At 73.0% G+C, this 18,956-nt stretch carries 13 protein-coding genes; 9 read left to right on the forward strand and 4 right to left on the reverse strand.

Annotated features, from left to right (window positions below):
- Positions 1–22: 22 nt before the first annotated feature.
- A complete protein-coding gene (locus tag ACFY04_RS21645) occupies positions 23–3,394 on the forward strand; it encodes an NACHT domain-containing protein (RefSeq protein ID WP_389118830.1) in 3,372 nt (1,123 codons plus the stop codon).
- Positions 3,395–3,428: 34 nt separating this feature from the next.
- Here ACFY04_RS21645 and meaB read toward each other — a convergent pair whose 3' ends face one another.
- From meaB to ACFY04_RS21665, 4 genes are read right to left on the reverse strand one after another with little or no spacing between them, the layout of a single operon-like run.
- Positions 3,429–4,418, reverse strand: coding sequence for a methylmalonyl Co-A mutase-associated GTPase MeaB (gene meaB, locus ACFY04_RS21650; protein ID WP_389118831.1), 990 nt, complete (start codon positions 4,416–4,418; stop codon positions 3,429–3,431).
- Positions 4,419–4,428: 10 nt separating this feature from the next.
- Positions 4,429–6,615 carry a methylmalonyl-CoA mutase gene (gene scpA, locus ACFY04_RS21655; protein ID WP_389118833.1) on the reverse strand — a complete coding sequence of 729 codons (2,187 nt, stop codon included), beginning with the start codon at positions 6,613–6,615 and terminating at the stop codon, positions 4,429–4,431.
- The gene (locus ACFY04_RS21660) at positions 6,612–8,477 is read right to left on the reverse strand and encodes a methylmalonyl-CoA mutase family protein (protein ID WP_389118834.1); all 1,866 of its coding nucleotides are present in this window, start codon (positions 8,475–8,477) and stop codon (positions 6,612–6,614) included. The genes scpA and ACFY04_RS21660 overlap by 4 nt, the downstream gene beginning before the upstream one ends.
- Positions 8,461–9,702 (reverse strand): ROK family protein, encoded by a 1,242-nt coding sequence (locus tag ACFY04_RS21665; RefSeq protein ID WP_389119090.1) that lies wholly within the window; start codon positions 9,700–9,702, stop codon positions 8,461–8,463. Before ACFY04_RS21665 ends, ACFY04_RS21660 begins: the two co-directional genes overlap by 17 nt.
- 860 nt (positions 9,703–10,562) lie before the next feature.
- On the opposite strand from ACFY04_RS21665, the gene ACFY04_RS21670 reads away from it, so the two are divergent.
- The 8 genes from ACFY04_RS21670 to ACFY04_RS21705 all read left to right on the forward strand — a co-directional run bounded on the left by ACFY04_RS21670 (position 10,563) and on the right by ACFY04_RS21705 (position 18,889).
- A complete protein-coding gene (locus ACFY04_RS21670; RefSeq protein ID WP_389118836.1) occupies positions 10,563–11,543 on the forward strand; it encodes a TauD/TfdA dioxygenase family protein in 981 nt (326 codons plus the stop codon).
- Between the two features lie 21 nt (positions 11,544–11,564).
- A complete protein-coding gene (gene ssuE / locus ACFY04_RS21675) occupies positions 11,565–12,152 on the forward strand; it encodes an NADPH-dependent FMN reductase (protein WP_389118838.1) in 588 nt (195 codons plus the stop codon).
- Between the two features lie 41 nt (positions 12,153–12,193).
- Entirely contained in the window at positions 12,194–13,228 is a 1,035-nt protein-coding gene (locus ACFY04_RS21680; RefSeq protein WP_389118840.1) for an ABC transporter substrate-binding protein, read from the forward strand.
- Positions 13,229–13,234: 6 nt separating this feature from the next.
- Positions 13,235–14,056, forward strand: a complete 822-nt coding sequence (locus ACFY04_RS21685; RefSeq protein WP_389118841.1) for an ABC transporter ATP-binding protein — start codon at positions 13,235–13,237, stop codon at positions 14,054–14,056.
- A gap of 728 nt (positions 14,057–14,784) precedes the next feature.
- Positions 14,785–15,546: an ABC transporter permease gene (locus tag ACFY04_RS21690; RefSeq protein WP_389119092.1), complete on the forward strand. Its 762-nt coding sequence runs from the start codon at positions 14,785–14,787 to the stop codon at positions 15,544–15,546.
- Between the two features lie 81 nt (positions 15,547–15,627).
- Complete coding sequence (locus tag ACFY04_RS21695) at positions 15,628–16,959, forward strand: LLM class flavin-dependent oxidoreductase (protein WP_389118843.1); 1,332 nt, start codon at positions 15,628–15,630, stop codon at positions 16,957–16,959.
- Positions 16,956–18,539 (forward strand): FAD-dependent oxidoreductase, encoded by a 1,584-nt coding sequence (locus tag ACFY04_RS21700; RefSeq protein ID WP_389118844.1) that lies wholly within the window; start codon positions 16,956–16,958, stop codon positions 18,537–18,539. The genes ACFY04_RS21695 and ACFY04_RS21700 overlap by 4 nt, the downstream gene beginning before the upstream one ends.
- Entirely contained in the window at positions 18,536–18,889 is a 354-nt protein-coding gene (locus ACFY04_RS21705; protein WP_351154447.1) for a ferredoxin family protein, read from the forward strand. Before ACFY04_RS21700 ends, ACFY04_RS21705 begins: the two co-directional genes overlap by 4 nt.
- Positions 18,890–18,956 lie beyond the last annotated feature (67 nt).

The raw sequence follows: 18,956 nt of genomic DNA on the forward strand, positions 1-18,956 counted from the left end.
TCGCTACGCTGCGGGGGGTTGCATGGAGCCCGGGACCGTCGGCATCCGGCTGGCCTCGGCGGCCATCGGGCCCCTGGTCAGGAAACTGTTCGTCAGCGAGGGCGGCGGGGCGGGCCTCGTCGGCAAACCGATCCGCATCTCGGGCCACGTGTCCTTCACGGGCGAGAAGCGCTCGCTCACCGAAGCCGATCTCGGGGCGCTGGCCGCCAAGCTGGTGGAACAGGCCCTGCGCACCGGCGAGCGCCCGATCGCCGCGGACGAACAGCAGGCCGTCACCGACGCCCTCGCGCAGACCCTGCGGGGCCTCGGCGAGCTGACGATGACCGACCTGGACGCCGTACGCCTCGGCTCCGCGGCCTTCGCCCGGGAGCTGCGCGCCGTGAGCGGCCGCCCCCAGCGGGAACTCGGCACCGACGCCACCTACTTCTACGAACGGCTCGTCGACGCGGCCTGCCTGCACATCCTGCAGTTCTTCACGCAGCGCTCGACGTTCGTGGCCCACGCCCTGGTGGAGCAGACCCGGGGGATCGCCGAACTGACGGCCAAGGTAGACGAACTGATCCGCCGCGATCCGCTGCCCGGAGCCGAGGACGCCGCGTTCGAGCAGCTGTACCTCCCGTACGTGGAGAAGAAGCACGGCAAGCTGACCATCTACGGGATCGACCTCGGCAACTCCCCGACCCGGTGGCCACTGGACGCGGCGTACCTGAGCCTGGAGGCGACGTCGATGACGTGGCACCGGTGGCTGAACGACCGCGGCGCGGCCGCTCACATCGTTCCCCGACACGGCGTGCCCGGCGATCCCGGTCCGGAACCGCTGCCGCTCCCGAGGGCCGTGCGTGACAGCTTCGCGCACCTGCCCGCCGATCAGGCCCTGGCGGGCGGCTCCCGCGTCCTCCTGCGCGGCGGTGCCCGCTCCGGACGGACCGCACTCCTGCAGTGGCTCGCCGCCGCCCCCCAGCACGTCCTGCCCGCGGATCAGGCCCTGGCCGGCAGCCACCGCGTCCTCCTGCGCGGGGAAGCCGGTTCCGGCAAGACCACCCTGGTGCAGTGGCTGGCCGTCACCGCCGCCTGCCGGAACCTCTCCCCGCAGATGGAGTACCTCTACGACCGCATCCCCTTCATCCTGCCGCTGCGCACCCTGACCCGCCACGGCGAGCGGCTGCCCGCTCCCCCCGACTTCCTGACCGCCGTGGGCTGTCCGCTCGGGTCCTCCCAGCCCGACGGCTGGGCCCACCGCGTCCTCATGGCGGGTCGGGGGCTCGTCCTCATCGACGGCATCGACGAGATCCCCGGTGCGGAACGGGAGCGCACCCGCGGCTGGCTGCGGGATCTGATGGACGCCTACGACGGTGACAACCGGTGGCTCGTGACCTCGCGCCCCTCCGCCGTGGGGGTGGAGTGGCTCGCCGAGGAGGACTTCACCGAACTGACGCTGTCCACCATGACTCCCTCGGACATCGCCACCTTCATCCAGCGGTGGTATGCCGCGGTGCGTGACGGCGGCGACGAGGACGCGGACCTCCGCACGTACGAGTCCCAGCTGCTCACCGCGGTGCGGACCAGACCGGACCTCGGCCGCCTGGCCACCACCCCCCTGATGTGCGGACTGCTCTGCTCCCTCCACCGGGACCGGCGCGGCTACCTCCCGCACGGCCGCAAGGACCTCTACGAGGCCGCGCTCTCCATGCTGCTGAGCCGCCGCGACCGGGAGCGGGACCTGAAGGGCCCGGATCTGCGGGAGGAGCCCCAGCTCGACCTGTTGCAAAGGCTCGCGTACTGGCTGGCCAAGAACGGTCGCACGGCGATGGACCGTTCCCGTGCCGAGGACGTCATCGCCCGGGCGCTGCCCTCGGTCCCGGAGGCGGCCGCCCTGGGCGGAGCACCCGAGGTCTTCGAGTACCTCCTCCAGCGCAGCGGACTCCTGCGGCAGCCGGCGCCCGGCACGGTGGACTTCATCCACCGCACCTTCCAGGACTTCCTCGGTGCGCGGGCCGCGGTGGAGGAGGGCGACTTCGGCATGCTCACCTCCCACGCCGACGACGACCAGTGGGAGGACGTCATCCGGATGGCGGTCGCCCTCGCCCGCCCGGCCGAGCGCGTCACGCTGCTGCGCGACCTCCTCGACCGGGGAGACGCCTCCACCGACAAGCGCGTCCGGGCCCGGGTCCACCTGCTCGCCGCCGCCTGCCTGGAGGACATCAGCAGCATCGACCCCGCCACGCGCGCGGCCGTGGAGGAACGCGCCGCCGCCCTCGTCCCCCCGTCCGACGAAGCCCAGGCACGCGCCCTCGCGGAGGTCGGCCGGCTGGTGCTGGGCCTCCTCCCCGGCCCCGAGGAGCTCGACCACAAGAGCGCTTACCACGTGGTGATCGCGGCCTCGCACGTGAAATCGGACGCCGCGATGCCCTTCCTCGCACGGTTCGCCACGCACCCCCGGCTCCGGGTCCGTTCGGAGCTCCTGTGGGCCTGGTCGCGCTTCGAATGCGGGACCTATGCCGAGGAGGTGATCGCACACCTGGATCCGGCCGGTCTCCTCTACATCGTCCGCTCCGATGCCCAACTGCACGAGCTGGACCGTCTGGACTCCCCGCCACACCGCTTGGACGTCAGGCACCGCGTGTCCCTCGACGCACTGTCCCACTACGTGCGACGGCACGGTCTGACGGACCTCGAGCTCGCGCACGACCGGGTGTCGGATCTGGACTTCCTGCGAGGACAGTCCGCCCTGGAGACCGTCGTGATCAACGCCTGCCCGAAGCTGACGGACATCTCCGGGCTCGGCGGCCTGCCGGTCAGGAGACTGGCCATCGAGAGTGCCCGGCCGGATACCGACCTGAGTCCGGTGGCACAGCTCGGGCAACTGACATCCTTCAGCATCTACGGGGAAACCGGCACGCGCTGGTCCGCACAGGTCCTGCCCGCCCATGCCCCCTTGTGCGAGCTGGTCGTGTCCGGCGAAACGAGTGCCCCCCGGGGGCTCGAAGGCCTCGGCGCGTTCCCCGGGCTGACGGTGCTCGAACTCACCAAGACGTCCAGTCCTGCCTCGGCAGCCGACTGGCAGGAGGTCCGAGAACTGCACGCCCTCGCCCACCTCAAGGTGTCCACCAGCTCGTTCGCGACCCTTCCGGCGGACGCGAGGCTGGCCTGCGTCACCGGTCTGACCCTGCTCGGAGATGAGGAGGAGGTCCGGCAGTCGGCGATCCGCCGACTGCCCGCATCGTTCCCCCGACTGCAGCAGCTGCTCCTCCTCGACATGACCTCGAAGGAGGATCTTGACATCGCGCCGCTCGCAGAACTGCCCGAGCTCCAGGCGGTCCGCATCTTCGTCGGTACCGGCGCCATCAGCGGTGCCGAGCTGCTGCCGCCGTCGGTGTGGCTGCGATACGAGTGACCGGACGGCGCCCGCGCCGGGCTCCGTCCCGCCCTCAGTTCCCCGCGTTCCCGAACGCCGCCAGTATGCGGTCCGCCGCCGACGTCGGGGTCACCGTGCCCGCCCGGACCGCGGACTCCAGGTCCGGCGCGAGCTCCCGCACGGCCGGGTCCGCCCGCAGGCGTTCCAGCAGTTCGTCGCGGACCATCGACCAGGTCCACTCCACCTGCTGCGCCGCCCGCTTCGCCGTCAGCCGGCCCCCCGCGTCCAGCAGGGTCCGGTGCTGCTCCAGCCGGCTCCACACCTCGTCCAGCCCGCTCGACTCCCGCGCGCTGCACGTCAGGACTGGTGGCGTCCAGGCCGCGTCCACCGGGTGCATCAGCCGCAGCGCGCCCGACAGTTCGCGGGCCGCGGCCTTCGCGTCACGCTCGTGCGGGCCGTCCGCCTTGTTCACCGCCAGGACGTCGGCCAGCTCCAGGACGCCCTTCTTGATGCCCTGCAGCTGGTCGCCCGTACGGGCGAGGGAGAGCAGCAGGAAGGAGTCGACCATCCCCGCCACCGTGGTCTCCGACTGGCCCACGCCGACCGTCTCCACGAGGACCACGTCGTAGCCCGCCGCCTCCATCACGATCATCGACTCGCGGGTGGCCTTGGCGACCCCGCCCAGTGTGCCCGCCGAGGGTGACGGGCGGACGAACGCCGCCGGGTCCACCGCCAGCCGCTCCATCCGGGTCTTGTCACCCAGGATGGAGCCGCCCGTGCGCGTCGACGAAGGGTCCACCGCGAGGACCGCCACCCGGTGGCCCAGCCCCGTCAGCATCGTGCCGAACGCGTCGATGAAGGTGGACTTGCCCACCCCCGGCACCCCGCTGATGCCGATCCGGCGGGCCCGGCCCGCGTGCGGCAGCAGCTCCGTCAACAGGCCCTGCGCCAGCACCCGGTGAGCCGGCAGGGTGGACTCGACGAGGGTGATCGCACGCGCGATGAACGCGCGCTTCCCGTCGAGCACCCCCTTGGCGTAGGCCTCGATGTCGATCTTCGGCACCGGCGGCCGCCTACAGCTCGTGGCCCAGGTCCGCGGCCAGCCGCGTCACCAGGTCGTGGGCCGCGTCCGGGATCACCGTGCCCGGCGGGAAGACCGCCGTCGCGCCCATCTCCAGCAGCGTCGGGACATCCGCCGGCGGGATCACCCCACCCACGACGATCATGATGTCCTCGCGGCCCTCCTCCGCCAGCTGCTCGCGCAGCGCCGGTACGAGGGTCAGGTGGCCGGCCGCCAGCGACGACACGCCCACCACGTGGACGTCCGCCTCGACGGCCTGGCGGGCCACCTCCGCCGGGGTCTGGAACAGCGGGCCGACGTCCACGTCGAAGCCCAGGTCGGCGAAGGCGGTCGCGATCACCTTCTGGCCGCGGTCGTGCCCGTCCTGGCCCATCTTCGCGACCAGGATGCGCGGACGGCGGCCCTCCGCCTCCTCGAACCCGTCGACGAGCGCACGGGTGCGTTCCACGGACGGGGACTCGCCTGCCTCGGTGCGGTACACACCCGAGATCGTACGGATCTGGCTCGCGTGCCGCCCGTACACCTTCTCCAGTGCGTCCGAGATCTCACCGACGGTGGCCTTGGCGCGCGCCGCGTCCACCGCCAGGGCCAGCAGGTTGCCGTCACCGCGCTCGGCCGCGTTCGTCAGCGCCCGCAGCGTGTCCTGCGTGACCGCCTCGTCGCGCTCCTCGCGCAGCCGCCGCAGCTTGGCGATCTGCTGAGAGCGCACCGAGGAATTGTCGACCTTCAGGACGTCGATCGCCTCGTCGTTCTCCACGCGGTACTTGTTGACGCCGATCACCGGCTGCCGGCCCGAGTCGATCCGCGCCTGCGTGCGGGCCGCGGCCTCCTCCACGCGCAGCTTCGGGATGCCCGCGTCGATGGCCTGCGCCATGCCGCCGGCCGCCTCGACCTCCTCGATGTGCTGCCAGGCCCGCCGGGCCAGGTCGTACGTCAGCTTCTCGACGTACGCGCTGCCGCCCCACGGGTCGATCGACCGGCAGGTCCCCGACTCCTGCTGCAGCAGCAGCTGGGTGTTGCGGGCGATGCGCGCCGAGAAGTCCGTCGGCAGCGCGAGAGCCTCGTCGAGGGCGTTGGTGTGCAGCGACTGGGTGTGGCCCTGGGTCGCCGCCATCGCCTCGATGCAGGTGCGCGTCACATTGTTGAAGACGTCCTGCGCGGTCAGCGACCAGCCCGAGGTCTGCGAATGCGTGCGCAGCGACAGCGACTTGGCGTTCTTCGGGTCGAACTGCTTGACCAGGCGCGCCCACAGCAGCCGGGCCGCGCGCAGCTTCGCGACCTCCATGAAGAAGTTCATGCCGATCGCCCAGAAGAACGACAGGCGCGGCGCGAACGCGTCCACGTCCAGCCCGACGGCCTGCCCGGCCCGCAGGTACTCCACGCCGTCGGCGAGGGTGTACGCCAGCTCCAGGTCGGCCGTGGCCCCGGCCTCCTGGATGTGGTAGCCGGAGATGGAGATCGAGTTGTACCGCGGCATCTTCTGCGAGGTGAACGCGAAGATGTCGGAGATGATCCGCATCGAGGGCTTGGGCGGGTAGATGTAGGTGTTGCGGACCATGAACTCCTTGAGGATGTCGTTCTGGATGGTCCCGGCGAGCTTGTCGGGGGAGACGCCCTGCTCCTCCGCCGCCACGATGTAGAGCGCGAGGACCGGCAGCACCGCGCCGTTCATCGTCATCGACACCGACATCTTGTCCAGCGGGATCCCGTCGAACAGCTGCCGCATGTCGTAGATCGAGTCGATCGCCACGCCCGCCATGCCGACATCGCCCGTCACCCGGGGGTGGTCGCTGTCATAGCCGCGGTGCGTCGGCAGGTCGAAGGCGACCGACAGGCCCTTCTGGCCGGACGCCAGATTGCGCCGGTAGAAGGCGTTCGACTCCTCGGCCGTGGAGAAGCCGGCGTACTGCCGGATCGTCCAGGGCTGGTTGACGTACATCGTCGGGTACGGGCCGCGCAGGTACGGGGCCACGCCCGGGTACGTCCGCAGGAAGTCCAGGCCCTCCAGGTCCCGCCCGGTGTACAGCGGCTTGACGCCGATGCCCTCGGGCGTCTCCCACAGCAGGTCGGCGGCCGCAGTGCCGGTGGACTCCTTCACCGCGGAGCGCCACTGCTCCTCGGACACCCCGGCGACGGCGGTGGGGTCGAGCGCCAGCTCGGAGAAATCGGGGATGCTCAAGACGGCACTCCCATCCGGTCGAGTACGGAGGACAGCACGGCGACGGCGTCACAGCCGGCGAAGACGTACTCGTCCACGGAAGCCTCAGCGGTGCCCGGCTTGCCGGCGAGGAAGACGGTCGTGGCGCCCGCCGCGCGCAGCGCCTCGGACACCGCCGCGGCCTGCTCCTCGTACAGCGCGTCGCTGGAGCAGAGCACGGCCATGCCGTCCGCCCCGCTCGCGGCGTACGCCCCGGCGGCCGTCGCCGGGTCCACCGACACCGGATCGTGCACGGGCTCGATACCGCCCGCCTGGAACAGGTTCGAGGCGAAGGTGGCGCGGGCGGTGTGCGCGGCCGCCGGGCCCAGCGCGGCGAGGAAGATCCTCGGCCGGGTGCCGGTCGCCGCCAGGTGCGCGTCGCTGCGGGCGCGCAGGGCCTCGTACGCCTCGTCGCGCCGGACACGGGGCAGTCCGCCGGTGGGTCCGGCGGGCGCGGGCTCGCGTACGACGGGCTTCTCCGAGAGCAGCGGGAACTCGCTGACGCCGGTGATCGGCTCGCGGCGCCTGGCCAGCTTCTTGGAGCGCGCGGCCCAGGTGGCGGCCAGCCGCTCGGCGACCAGCCCGGAGCGCAGGGCGGCGGCCTGGCCGCCGGACTTCTCCAGGGTCTGGAAGAACTCCCAGGCGGCGTGGGCGAGTTCGTCGGTGAGGCGCTCCACGTAGTAGGAGCCGCCGGCCGGGTCGATCACCCGGGCCAGATGCGACTCCTCCAGCAGGATGGTGGAGGTGTTGCGGGAGACCCGGCGCGCGAAGGCGTCCGGCAGACCCAGCTCGTTGTCGAAGGGGAGCACGGTCACCGCGTCCGCGCCGCCCACACCCGCGGCCATGCAGGCCACGGTGGTGCGCAGCATGTTCACCCAGGGGTCGCGGCGGGTCATCATCACCGGCGAGGTCACCGCGTGCTGGAGCTGGGCACCCGCCTCCGGGGCCCCCGAGGCCTCGGCGATACGGGCCCACAGCCGGCGCGCGGCGCGCAGCTTGGCGATGGTCAGGAACTGGTCCGCGGTGGCGGCGTAGCGGAACTCCAGCTGTCCGAGCGCCACTTCGGTGCTCAGCCCGGCCTCGGTGAGGGCGCGCAGGTAGGCGACACCGGTGGCCAGGGACAGGCCCAGTTCCTCGGCGGCACTGCCGCCGGCCTCGTGGTACGGCAGCGCGTCCACGGTCAGGGCGCGCACCCCGGGCCAGCCCGCGGCGGCCTCCCGGGCCAGCTCGACGGCGCCGGCCACGTCCAGTGCCTCACCCGTGCGGGCCTCGTGGCCCAGCGGGTCGGCGCCCAGCGAGGCCCGAGCGGCCTCGGGGGCCACCGCGCTCCCGGTGAACAGGCGCAGCAACGCGCGCGCGGCCTCCGCGTAGTGGGCTCCGGCATCCAGGGTGATGGGGGCGAGGTCCAGGTAGACCCCGTCCAGCGCCCGGGCCAGGCCCTCGACCGGGAGGCCGCCCCGGCCCACGGTGAGCCAGAGGGAGGTGACCCCGTTCTCCAGATCGGCGAGGGCCGCCTCGTTCACGCGTACCGGATCGGTGCCCGCGAGGCGCTGGCGCACGTCCCAGCCGTTCGCGGTGGTGCCTTCCGGCCTGCCCCCGCGGACGAACGGGGCGAAGCCGGGAAAACCGGTGTCGGGAGCCGCCCCGTCGGGCGGCGCGGTGTACAGCGGGCGCGTGGTGAGCCCGTCCTCGATTGGGGTGGACAACGCGTCTTCTGCGGCCTCGCCGGAGACTTCCTTGCCCGACTTGCGCAGTACGCCTTCTACAAGGCGCTGCCACTGCTCATGCGTCGCGTCAGGGAACTCGGCGGCCAGGGAGAGCCCGTCGTCAGGCAGGACCGTCATGGCTCGAATGTAGGGGAGCGCGCTCAGGTGGCACCATACCGGTGGGTGTGATCTCGCCCTCTCGGGCCATGTCGAAGGGGTCCTGGAACACCCGGCTGAGCAGCACGGTTGCCGCCGCCTCCGGGAGTACGGCAGGTCCCGCGTGCGGCACCACGATCCGCTCGGGATCGTCGCAGACGTGCGAGAGCTCCATCGCGGCGGCCCGGATCTCCTCCAGATAACCCTCGTCGAGGACGCTCGCCAGCTCGGTCACGACCATGACCGCCGGATTGAAGACATCCAACAGAAGAGCCGCCGCGCGGCCCACCGCGCGGGCGCGCTCGCGCAGCAGCCGGTCTGCGCGCGGATCGCCGGTGGCGGCGGCGTCCACCAGCAGGTTCACCGAAGGGTCCGGCACGATGCCCCGGCGCACGGCCTCGGCGCCCAGCGCGGCGTCGGACGCGGTCGCCTCCAGGCAGCCCGTACGCCCGCACGCGCACGGGGCCTGCGAGCGCGGCACCGGCAGATGGGCCACGTCGCCGGCCGCCGCGCCCGGACCCTGGTGCACGGTCCCCTCGATCCCGAAGGCGGCGTCGACGACCCGGCCGATGAACAGGTGCACCAGGCTCCGGCGGGCCTCGGGCCGGCCGAAGAGGATCTCGGCCCGCGCGACGGCCCGGGCGTGGTTGTCGATCCACACCGGCAGCCCGAGCGCGGCCGACAGCTCGGCGGCGAGCGGCTTGCGGCTCCAGCCCAGCGCGGGGTGCCGTACGACCGTCCCCTCGTCCGGGCCGACCCATCCGCCCAGCGCCGCGCCGACCCCGAGGAGCGGCCGCCCGGAGTCGTACGCGTCGAGGAAGCGGCGGAGTTCGGAGGCGATCGCGGCGGACAGCCCGTCCGACGGGAGCCCCTCGTGCGGGAAGGCCCGCCGGGCGAGCAGCTGCCCCCGGAGGTCGACGAGGCTGAAGGTCGAATGCGGCACCCCGATGTGCAGCCCGGCGGCGACCGGCCCGCCGACGGCCCCGGTGTGCAGGTCCAGCGGGATCCGCGGCCGCCCCACGCCGCCGCCGGGCCCGGGCAGCTCGCGCAGCAGCCCGCCGCGGAGCAGCCCGGTGGTCTGCCGGGACACGGCGGCGGGGCTCAGCCCGCACAGCGGGGCGATCGCGCTGCGCGCGACCGGCCCGTGGTCGAGCACCGTCCGCAGCACGGTGGCGGCATTGGCTGCGGCCCGGCTGTCACCGGCCATACGCGTCACGCGGTCTCCTCGGGAGGGTGAGGGGGAGGGGGTGTCCCCCGATCATGCACGGCCGATCACGCATGGCGGTTGCGTTGCGGGGCCATGAAATCCGGCCACGGTTTTCGGCCGCCGGGGCGGGGTGGCGTACGAGGGTGAAAGAGCAGGTCGCAGGCGTGCGCGGGCCGGGTGGGGGTCCGGGCGCGGGGGCGTTCGGCGGCCACGGGCGGGGGTTGACCACGGCCGGGTCCGCTGACACGCTCCGGGACATGTCCGCGAACGCACTTCTCGCCCCGCGGCTCCACACCCCCGGCCTCTGTACCGAGCCGGGCGAGTGTCCGGGCCGCTGTCCGGCCCCCGGCCGCGCCTGACCCCTCCGGTCCGGCGCCCCGGCCGGCCGGGTCCACCCGGCACAGGCCCGTGCCCGGCCCCGTCCCGCGCCGGTGCCCCTTAGGGGTGCCTGGCAGGGTCCTCCCGAGCCGCGCCCCCCGATCCGTTCCTGTTCCGGTGGGGCACCCCCAGGGGTGGTGCCCCACCGGGACATCCGACCGGGCAGGTCCCGTGCCGGGGCCGCGAGTGCGGCCGTCGGTGAGCCGACCGGGCTGCGCTCCGGGAGGTACCCGGAAGGGCGTCCGCCCGGGCGGGCCCATGCCAGGCGGGCGCGTTGCCGCTCTCCTCGGTTCCGGGCGGGGCCGGGTGCGCCCGAGGGGCCTCCGCGGCCTCGGGCGACCGGTTCTCCCGCACCACCTCGTACCCGTACCCGTTCCCAGCCCCGTACCCGTACCGCTTGGCGCAGCGCAGCGCCCGGCTGCTCCGTAACGCTATTTCTTCCGCTGCGGAAATAATCCCGCGGCCCTGATCAGGGAGTCCCCATGGCCACTGCCACCACCGCCACCACTGTCACCAGGATCGGCGGCCGCATCGGTGCCGAGATCGGCGGCGTGAAGCTCGGCGGCGACCTGCCCGACGGCACCGTCGCCGAGATCCGGGCCGCTCTCCTCGCCCACAAGGTCGTCTTCTTCCGTGGCCAGGACCACCTCGACGAGGCCGGTCACGAGGCCTTCGCCCAGCTGCTCGGCGCGCCCGTCGCGCACCCCACCGTCCCCTCCGCGGACGGCCGTTACGCCCTCGGCATCGACTCCCACCACGGCGCCCGCGCCAACCAGTGGCACACCGACGTCACCTTCGTCCCCGCCTATCCCGCCTTCTCCATCCTCCGCGCCGTCACCATCCCCCCGTACGGCGGCAACACCCTCTGGGCCAACACGGCCACCGCCTACAGCAACCTCCCCGAGCCGCTCCGCGCTCTCGCCGACAGCCTGCGCGCCGTCCACTCCAACGAGTACGACTACGCCGCCCTCAAGCCCGACGCCCTGCCCGAGGCCCTGGCCCAGTACCGCGAGGTGTTCACCTCGACCAAGTTCCTCACCGAGCACCCGGTGGTCCGCGTCCACCCCGAGACCGGCGAACGCACCCTGCTCCTCGGCAACTTCGTCCAGCGGATCAACGGCCTCACCGGCCGTGACTCCCGCGCCCTCCAGGACCTCTTCCAGGCGCACATCGAGAGCCCCGAGAACACCGTCCGCTGGCAGTGGCGGGCCGGCGACGTCGCGATCTGGGACAACCGCGCCACCCAGCACTACGGCGTGGACGACTCCGACGACCACGAGCGCACCCTGCGCCGCGTCACCGTCGACGGCGACGTCCCGGTCGGCCCCGACGGCGAGCCCGCCCGCCTGATCAGCCCGGAGGCCGTCCCGGACCCCTCCTTCGGCATCGCCTCCGGCGCCTCCACGTCCGGCGCCTCCACGTCCGACGCCTCCGCCGCCATCTCTGCCGCCACCTCCGCCTGACGACATTCAAGGAGCGCCCCCGTGCCCAACCTGCTCGCCATCACCGGCAGCCCCTCCGCCCACTCGCGTACCGCCGTCGTCGCCGATCACGTACTGCGCCGCCTGTCCCACTCCGGCTTCGAGACCGCGCACCTGTCCGTGCGCGAGCTCCCCGCCGCCGACCTCCTCGCCGCCCGCCGCGGCGAGCCCGAGATCCGCCGGGCGCTCGAAGCCGTCGCCGAGGCCGACGGCCTGGTCATCGCGACCCCGGTCTACAAGGCCTCGTACACCGGACTGCTCAAGGCCTTCCTCGACCTGCTCCCGCAGGACGGCCTCGACGGCAAGACGGTCCTGCCGCTGGCCACCGGCGGCAGCCTCGCCCACGTCCTGACCATCGACTACGCCCTGCGCCCCGTGCTCGCCGCCCTCGGCGCCCGGCACGTCACCGCCGGCCGGTTCGTCCTGGACTCCTCCATCGAGCGCGGAGCGGGACCCGACCGGCTGCGGCCCGAGGCCGAACTGGACCTCTACCAGGCCGTCGACGAGTTCGCCGCGGCCCTGCGCTCCGCGCCCGCCACCGCCGCCACCGCCGTCACCGCCACCGCCGCCGCCCTCACCGCCACCCCGTAACAGCGCCGCCACCACGCGACCCGCACCGACAAGGAACCGTCATGCCCGCAGCCTTCACCTCGACCACCACCTCCCGACGCCAGTTCCTCGCCCTGCTCGGCATCTCGGCGGCCGCGGTGAGCTGCGGCACGGCCACCGCGCGCGGCGGCGGTTCCGGCGCCCAGGTCAAGACCCTGAAGTACCAGGGCTCGGTCGGCGCCGTCACGCTCCCCGAACTCGCCGCCGACCTCGGATACCTGGGCGACCTCAAACTGGAGTGGGTCGGCAACACCATCAGCGGTCCGCAGGACATCCAGTCCGCCGCCACCGGCCAGACCCACTTCGGCGGCGCCTTCAACGGCGCGATCGTCAAGCTCGCCTCCAGCAAGGCCCCCATCAAGGCCGTCATCTCCTACTACGGCGTCGACGAGCACTCGTACAGCGGCTACTACGTCCTGGAGGACAGCCCGATCCGCTCCGCCCGCGACCTCCTCGGCAAGAAGGTCGGCATGAACACCCTGGGCGCGCACTCCCAGGCCGTCCTCGACATCTACCTGAGCCGCAACGGCCTGGCCAAGGCCGACTCGTCCAAGGTCGAGTCCCTCGTCGTGCCGCCCGTCAACACCGACCAGGTGCTGCGCCAGAAGCAGATCGACGTGGGCGTGCTGGGCGGGATCCTGCGCGACAAGGCCGTGGCGGGCGGCGGGATCAGACCGCTGTTCAGCGACTTCGACCTGCTCGGCAAGTTCAGCGCCGGCTCCTACATCATGACCGAGCGGTTCATCAAGGAGAACCCGGACACCGTACGGACCTTCGTGACGGGCGTGGCCAAGGCCATCGAGTGGGCCCGCACCACCCCGCGCGAGGAGGTCATCGCCCGGCAGACCGAGATCGTCAAGAAGCGCGGCCGCAACGAGGACACCGCCACCCTCCAGTACTGGCGCTCGTACGGCGTCGCCGAGACGGGCGGCCGGATCGAGGACAAGGAGTTCCAGCTCTGGCTCGACTGGCTCGGCGAGCGCGGCGACATCAAGCAGGGGCAGCTCAAGGCCGCCGACCTCTACACGAACGAGTTCAACGGCTTCGGGAAGGGCTGACCCGGCATGGCGAAGATCGTGTTCGAGGAAGTGACCAAGACCTTCCCGACCAAGGACAAGAAGAACAAGGAGCAGTTCACCGCGCTCGACGGCATCGACCTGGAGATCGAGGCGGGGGAGTTCGTGGTGGTCGTGGGCCCCAGCGGCTGCGGCAAGTCCACCCTCCTGGACCTGCTTGGCGGGCTGACCCGGCCGTCGTCCGGGCGGATCCTGCTCGACGGGAAGCCGATCACCGGGCCGGGCCTGGACCGGGGCATCGTCTTCCAGCAGTACGCCCTGCTGCCCTGGCGGACGGCGCTCGGCAACGTGGAATTCGGCCTGGAGGCGACCGGCGTCCCGCGCCGTGAACGCAAGGCGAGGGCCCGGGAGTTCCTGGACCTCGTCGGCCTCACCGGCTTCGGGGACCGGCACCCGCACGAGCTCTCCGGCGGTATGCGCCAGCGCGTCGCCATCGCCCGCTCGCTGGCCTACGACCCGGACGTGCTGCTGATGGACGAGCCGTTCGCCGCGCTCGACGCGCAGACCCGCGAGTCCCTCCAGGACGAGCTGCGGCGCATCTGGCAGCGCACCGGCAAGACCGTCGTGTTCATCACGCACGGCATCGAGGAGGCGGTCTACCTCGGCCAGAAGGTGGCCGTCATGACCTCCCGCCCGGGCCGCGTCAAGGAGATCGTCCCGGTCTCCTTCGGCGACCGCGGCGCCGGTTTCCTGGGCGAGGACCTGCGTTCCAGCCCCGAGTTCGCCCGCTATCGCCACGAGATCTGGACCCTGCTCCACGACGAGGTGGCCCGTGCTCAGCAACTGGAGAAGGAGGAGGCCACCGTATGACCACCAACATCACCACCCCCGCCACCGATGCCCCGGCCGGGCAGGAGGCGGTACGGGAGGACACCGCGCCCGCGGCTCCCGCATCCGCCGACCGGGAGTCCCGCAGGACGCGGCCCGGTGTCCCGGCCCTGCTGGCACGCCGGCTGCGCAGCGCCGGCCGGTCGCCCGCGGCAACGGCCTCCCCCCTCCCGGAGTCCCCGGAGTCCCCGGAGTCCCCGGAGTCCCCGGAGTCCCCGGAGTCCCCGGAGTCCCCGGAGTCCCCTGCGGCTCCGGAAGCCCCCGCGCCCCCGGAGGCTCCTGGGGCCCCTGCGGCTCCGACGGCTCCTGCGACCCTGGCGGCTTCTGCGGCTCCCTCGGCCCCTGCAGTTCCGGAGGCCCTTGAAGTCCCCGCGGCTCCTGCGGCTCCGGAGGTCCCCGCCGCCCCGGAGGCTTCAGCGGCCCCTGAGGCTCCTGGGGCCCCTGTGGCTCCCGCGGCCCTGGCGGCTCCTGGGGCCCCTGCGGCTCCCGCGACCCTGGCGGCTTCTGCGGCTCCCTCGGCCCCTGTAGTTCCGGAGGCCCCTGCGCCTCCCGAGGCTTCAGCGCCCCCCGAGGCCCCCGCGCGCCCCGCGGCCCCGGACGCTCCCGCCACCGGACCGGATGCCGCTCCGGCGCCGAAGGCCGCTTCCTCCCCGGGCGCCGGCCTGAGCACCGGCCACGCCCCGTCCCCCGTCCGGAAGGCCGCCGCGGCGCTGGGCCGCCGGCTGCGCGCCGCCGCCCTCCGCTCGGCGGCCCTCGTCGCCCTGCTCGCCTTCTGGGAGACCGCCCCCCGCCTCGGCCTGGTCGACGCCACCTTCCTGCCGCCGGTCAGCGAGGTCGCCACGGCCTGGTGGGACCTCCTGGGCAACGGCCAGCTCGGCCAGCACACCCGGGCCAGCCTCGCCCGCTCCTTCGGCGGCTTCGGCATCGCCGTCGTCATCGCGGTCCCGCTCGGCCTGCTCATCGGCTGGTACCGGCCGGTCGCCGCGCTGCTCGGCCCCCTGCTGGAGGTGTTCCGCAACACCGCCGCACTGGCCCTGCTGCCCGTCTTCGTCCTGCTCCTCGGCATCGGCGAGACCTCGAAGGTCTCGATCGTCGTCTACGCCTGCCTCTGGCCGGTCCTGCTGAACACCATCAGCGCGGTGGGCAACGCCGACCCCACCCTGGTCAGACTGGCCCGTTCGATGGACCTGTCCACCCCGAGGCTCTTCCAGAAGGTGATCCTGCCGTCCTCCGTACCGGCCATCTTCACCGGCATCCGGCTGGCCGGCGCGGTCTCCATCCTCGTCCTGGTGGCCGCCGAGATGATCGGCGCCAAGGCGGGCCTCGGCTACCTGATCAACGCCTCGCAGTACAACTTCGCGATCCCGCAGATGTACGCGGGCATCATCACCATCTCCGCCGTCGGCGTGGCCTTCAACCAGCTGCTGGTCACGATCGAACGCCGCCTGAGCACCTGGCGCGTCCCCGCCTGACGTCCGCCCCGCCCCGCCCCGCCCGCCCCGCGCCGTCCGGGCCGCCACCGCACGCAATGCCACCGAACACAGGGAACAGCCATGACCGCGAACCGCACCCTCCACCTCAACGCCTTCCTGATGAACGCCGGCCACCACGACGCCGCCTGGCGCCACCCCGACAGCCGGCCCGAGCTGATCACCGACCTGCGGTACTTCCAGGACCTGGCCCGCACCGCCGAACGCGGACGGCTCGACTCCATCTTTTTCGCCGACGGGGTCGCCCTCTGGGGCAAGGCCCGCCACAACGCCCTCGGCGGATTCGAGCCGCTCACCCTGCTCTCCGCCATCGCCGCCGTCACCGAGCACATCGGGCTCATCGCCACCGTCTCCACGACCTTCAACGAGCCCTACAACCTGGCCCGCAAGTTCGCCTCCCTCGACCACATCAGCGGCGGCCGGGCCGGCTGGAACATCGTCACCTCCGGCACCGTCGACGAGGCCCGCAACTTCAACCGCGACGAGCACCTGGAGCACCACCTCCGCTACGAGCGCGCCCGCGAGTTCCTCGACGTTGCCACCAAGCTCTGGGACAGCTGGGAGGACGACGCGATCGTCCTCGACAAGGAGCGCGGCATCTACGCCGACACCGACAAGCTGCACCCCGCCGCCCACCGCGGCGAGCACTTCGGCGTCGCCGGACCGCTCAACGTCCCGCGCTCCCCCCAGGGCTACCCGCTGCTCGTGCAGGCCGGATCCTCCGAGGACGGCAAGGAGTTCGCGGCCCAGTACGCCGAGGCCGTCTTCACCGCCCAGCAGACCCTCGCCGACGGCCAGACCTTCTACAAGGACCTCAAGTCCCGCCTCGCCAAGTACGGCCGCGCCGAGAGCGACCTCCTCGTCCTGCCCGGCATCGCCCCCGTCATCGGATCCACCGAGGCCGAGGCGAAGGCCCTGGAACAGCAGCTCACCGACCTCCAGGTGCCGGAGTACGGCCTCGCCCAGCTCTCCGGGATGCTGAACGTGGACCTCACCGGACTGCCGCTGGACGGTCCGCTCCCGGACCTGCCCGAGGAGCGGGACATCAACGGCAACAAGAGCCGCTTCACCCTCGTCGCCGAGCTCGCCCGCCGCGACGGCCTGACCCTGCGCGAGCTGATCGCCCGCCTCGGCGCCGGCCGCGGTCACCGCGTCTTCGCCGGTACCCCCGAGCAGATCGCCGACCAGCTCCAGGAGTGGTTCACCCAGGGCGCCGCCGACGGCTTCAACATCATGGCGCCGGTCCTGCCCACCGGCCTGACCGCCTTCGTCGACCACGTCGTACCGATCCTCCAGCGGCGCGGGCTCTTCCGCACCGAGTACACCGGCGCCACCCTCCGCGAGAACTACGGCCTCGCCCGGCCGGTCAACCGGCACACCCGGGAGGGCGTATGAGCGAGTACGCCGCCGACGTCCTCGTCGTCGGCGGCGGACCGGCCGCCACCTGGGCCGCCCTCAAGGCCGCCGGGGCCGGGGCCCGGGTCGTCCTCGCCGACAAGGGCTACTGCGGAACGAGCGGCGCCACGGCCGCGGGTGGTACCGGCGTCTGGTACGTCCCGCCCGAGCCCGCCGCCCGGGAGGCCGCCATGGCCTCCCGGGAGGGCCTCGGCGGGTACCTGTCCGACCGCCGCTGGATGGCCCGGGTCCTCGACGAGACGTACGACCGGATGAACGAGCTGGCCACGCACGGCCGTTACCCGTTCCCCACCGGCCCGGACGGGCAGCCGCTCCGCAACGGCCTGCAGGGCCCCGAGTACATGCGGCGGATGCGCATCCGGATCCGCCGGGCCGGGGTCCGCGTCCTCGACCACAGTCCGGTCACCGAGCTGCTCACCGACACCGACGGAGCCGTCGCGGGCGCCGCTGGCTACCGCCGTCAGCTGCACGAGTCGTACCGGGTCCGGGCCGGCGCCGTGGTCCTCGCCACCGGCGGCTGCGCCTTCCTCAGCGGAGCCCTCGGTACCAACACCAACACCGGCGACGGCGCGCTCTTCGCCGCCGAGGCCGGGGCGGAGCTCTCCGGCATGGAGTTCTCCAACGCCTACGGGATCGCCCCCGAGGGCACCTCCGTCACCAAGACCGCCTTCTACTCCTTCGCCACCTTCTACCAGGAGGACGGCAGCGTCCTGGAGGGCGCGGCCAGCCAGGGCGGCCGCTCGGTGATCGCACGCGAACTCCTCGACGGCGCCAAGGTGTACGCGCGCCTCGACCGCGCCGACGAAGGAGCCCGGGCCGCGATGCGCCTCGCGCAGCCCAACTTCTTCCTCACCTTCGACCGGCTCGGCATCGACCCCTTCACCGACCGGTTCGCCGTCACCCTCCTCGCCGAAGGCACGGTCCGGGGCACCGGCGGCATCCGGATCACCGGCGACGACTGCGCCACCGGCGTCCCCGGGCTGTACGCCGCCGGGGACGCGGCCACCCGCGAGGAGATCTGCGGAGGCTTCACCGGGGGCGGCAGCCACAACGCCGCCTGGGCCGTCTCCTCGGGCAGCTGGGCGGGCCGGGGCGCCGCCGGACACGCCCTGTCCCTCGGCTCGGGCCGGGCCGCGGGCCGGCCCGTCACCGGCGCCGGCGGTGCGGGCCTGCGCCCGACGGGGAGAGCGGCCGCCGGACCGGAACACCGCGAGGCCGTGGCGCTCGTACAGCGGGAGGTGCTCCCCTACGACAAGAACTACCTCCGGCACGGCGACGTCCTGACGGCTTCCCTGCGCACCCTCGACACGGCGTGGTCGCAGCTGCGCGCGGGCCTGCACGGCGAGGGGGCCGACCTGGTCAGGGCCCGGCAGGCGGCGGCGATGACGGCGCACGCACGGTGGATGTACGCGGCCGCCCTCGCCCGGTCCGAGACCCGGGGGATGGCCAAACGCCTCGACCACCCGGACCAGGACCCGGCTCAGCACCACCGGATCCTGGCCGGCGGCCTGGACCGGGTGTGGACCAGGCCCGCGGCGAAGGCGGTGGTGACGGCGTGATCGAACTCGTCTCGGCGGAGCGCTGCATCGCCTGCGACAAGTGTGTGGAGGTGTGCCCGACGGATGTCTTCGAACGGGGACCCGAGGGGATTCCGCTGCTCGCACGGCAGGAGGACTGCCAGACCTGCTTCCTGTGCGAGGCGAACTGCCCGGTGGACGCGCTGTTCGTGGCCCCGCTGACCCACCCCCTTCCGGAGGATCCGGCCGTACGGGACGAAGCGGGGCTGGTGAGCCGCGGGCTGCTCGGCAGCTACCGGCGCCACATCGGCTGGGGCGAAGGGCGGACCCCCGGATCGCTGCGGGCGATCGGGCCGCCGCTGGGCCGGTCCGCGCCGCCGATCACGTCCTGAGCGGGTGCGCGCCGCCGGAGCCCCGTGCTCCGGCGGCGCGCACGTGTGCCGTGGGGCCGGGCAGACG

The organism is Streptomyces sp. NPDC001549 (assembly GCF_042894025.1).
Classification (GTDB): Bacteria; Actinomycetota; Actinomycetes; order Streptomycetales; family Streptomycetaceae; genus Streptomyces; species Streptomyces kutzneri.